The sequence below is a fragment of the Okeania sp. SIO2B9 genome, assembly GCF_010672505.1.
In the GTDB taxonomy this organism is placed as follows: Bacteria; Cyanobacteriota; Cyanobacteriia; order Cyanobacteriales; family Microcoleaceae; genus Okeania; species Okeania hirsuta.
In genome coordinates, this window is the sequence record NZ_JAAHGK010001167.1 from 1 (window position 1) to 2,417 (window position 2,417).

The 2,417-nt window shown below is 32.0% G+C and carries 3 protein-coding genes; all 3 read right to left on the minus strand.

Annotation, left to right across the window (positions count from 1 at the left end; genetic code table 11):
• Window positions 1–150: 150 nt before the first annotated feature.
• A complete protein-coding gene (locus F6K13_RS35505) occupies window positions 151–267 on the minus strand; it encodes a hypothetical protein (RefSeq protein WP_205127525.1) in 117 nt (38 codons plus the stop codon).
• A gap of 588 nt (window positions 268–855) precedes the next feature.
• Window positions 856–1,014, minus strand: coding sequence for a hypothetical protein (locus F6K13_RS28490; protein WP_205127523.1), 159 nt, complete (start codon window positions 1,012–1,014; stop codon window positions 856–858).
• 505 nt (window positions 1,015–1,519) lie between these two features.
• Complete coding sequence (locus F6K13_RS28495) at window positions 1,520–2,188, minus strand: hypothetical protein (RefSeq protein WP_124154709.1); 669 nt, start codon at window positions 2,186–2,188, stop codon at window positions 1,520–1,522.
• Window positions 2,189–2,417 lie beyond the last annotated feature (229 nt).

The window sequence follows — 2,417 nt, forward strand, 5'->3', positions numbered from 1 at the left end:
TCACATAACTCATTAATTAATCCTTTGCTGGCAGTGCGATTGCATTCCTCTTTTTATTCTTTTTCCAGAAAAGGTGACATGATTTTTCTGACCTTTCTTGTACACTGGAATCAAATCATTATCTATAAAACTTGCTTTTGAGGTGTAAGATTATTCTGTAATAATTACATCTATCCCTACCATCTTGGCTTTATAAGATAACATTTCTATTAACCTGTTATAGGGAACACAGACAAAATTTTGATTATTTCTTTTCCCTAAATTTATCTTCTGTTTCCACTCTTAATTGTGCCCAATTATCAAAGTTCCTATTTTCTGATTAATTAGAGTATCAATAATCAAACGGGATGCAATACCCAAGATAATCGTTGATTTTAAATTCTCTTTTTAAGATCAGCTTTTTCAGTCTCAGACTCGATCTATTTTCCTGGAGTTGAGATTGTCAGAAGCTTTTAACTTTATTATAGTATTGATTGATAATAGATTTTAACGGTCTGCCATTTATCTAGAGTGGTTTGATTCCAGCTTGATTAAAAGTTAATGTAGCTAAGTTGTTTAATCCTATATAAATACTGGCACAACGATTTTTCTCTAGCTCGTATTGTTTTTCATTAGCTTTATAAATGACCTCTATTACATAATGATTAATTTTAGGGACCAGACGAACTTGTTTAATTTATGAAGTAGGTACTAATGTTTTTAGATCAATCCATGTTTTACTTGGATTAATAATTACTTGTTTAAGTTGCCTATGGCTGATGGCTTGTTTTGTATAAACTACAATATTTCTTCCCGTTATTTTATTTTTATATCCCCGAAGACGAGGACGAGCATTAAACTTTGATGGCTTGGTGTTTATAAACTTCGTTCGCTGCTAAAAAACTCTTCGGTGTTTCGATCTATTATCATCAAGATTTGTTGAGATACTTTAGCTGGCATTGCTTGATAGTCTCCTTGAGATTGTAGCTTCTTTTGCAAGTCCAAATAGTGACGATAAATATTTTCAAATATCAAAGACTGATGAACTAAATAATTAGCATGAGTTTAAGATATTTTTCGACAAGAAACACGGTCGGTCAATTTCAGGATAAAACCGATGATTTTTTTGAATCATAAGTCTCTCAAATAATCTGATAAATCAAGGGGTTAAAATTATATTAGGAGCCGAGCATTTATTAATCTTTAATTATGGTGATTTAGCCAGGGATTCTCAGCTACCTGCCGATTATACCATTAAACATAAAGCCTTTGAGTTATTAAATTTTTCAAATATTTAGTAGCTAGTGAGTACAATTTCACGAAGATATTTGACATTGTTTGACTACATAAGACTATATTTATGTACAACGTTTATTATACCATTAAATCTTGGGCAACTTCATTAGATTTCTTTGCTCTTCAAAGTTAAAATTTAACTTTGCTTTCTCTGACGATCGATTAGAGATAAATAAATTAACTTATGTGATAGATAACTTTTTTTATCTAACTAACAACCTACTCAAAAAAATATCTAATCCACTTAATCTATTTTGATTCTAGACATTTTTAAATCTAAATTTTGACCAGGATAATCTGTCAGTTCCAAGGAAAGTTCTTTGGCATTATCTAATAATGCAACTGGAATCGTAATAATACCATAATATCTTCTACCATTGGGTGGTAATTCTCCTGGTAAATCTTCTGTACTTGCGCTGAGAGACCTTCCCTGGTCATCTGTAACATTCAAAAAACTGTACAGAAATCTTACAGCTCGGTCTCCTTCATTTTTTAAATTGACATCTAAAACTAGAGAATTACCCCATCGACGAACATCATTAACTTCTAGAGCTACTCCAGCGTCACTACTCACAATTGGAAAACTTTGCTGGGATTGATTTTCTTGAGAAGACTTTGCTTTGGCTTGTTTGTTCTGGGAGTCTTTTTTAGTAGTTTTTTCTTCAATTACTCCACCATTTATGATAATATTTTTTACAGTGGTAATAATTTTTTCCTCTTCTAACAAGACTAATCCTTCTTTGCGATTTGAACTGTCTCTAGCACCTGCTAAATTATTAGTGGGACGAGTATCTGGTTGAGTAATTCCTTTTAAAGCTTCCCTTCCTAGCTTAAACCCCCAAGAAGCACTACCCAAACCTGCACCAAACATTAGGGTTAGTAAGCTTAGAGTTAGCACAATACTAGAATTCATAGTTTTTTTATTTCTTAGGCATAATATTGTTTTCTGTTATGATATACTATATTTTAGTATAAATTTAGAAATATTTATGTCCAAAAATTTAACTTAACTCCAGAAACTATGTTATGATATGTTAGGTTATCTAAGAAAAGTCCAAGCTAGCTTAATGTGACGATATAAAGGTAAACTTAGAAATAGGCGCCTTTGGCCGATTGGGGAGGCAGCGAGCTCATAATTCGCT

What these genes read in the sequence shown, in the direction of transcription:
- F6K13_RS28495 (WP_124154709.1), bottom strand. Translation starts at nt 2,188, where the DNA reads ATGAATTCTAGTATTGTGCTAACTCTAAGCTTACTAACCCTAATGTTT.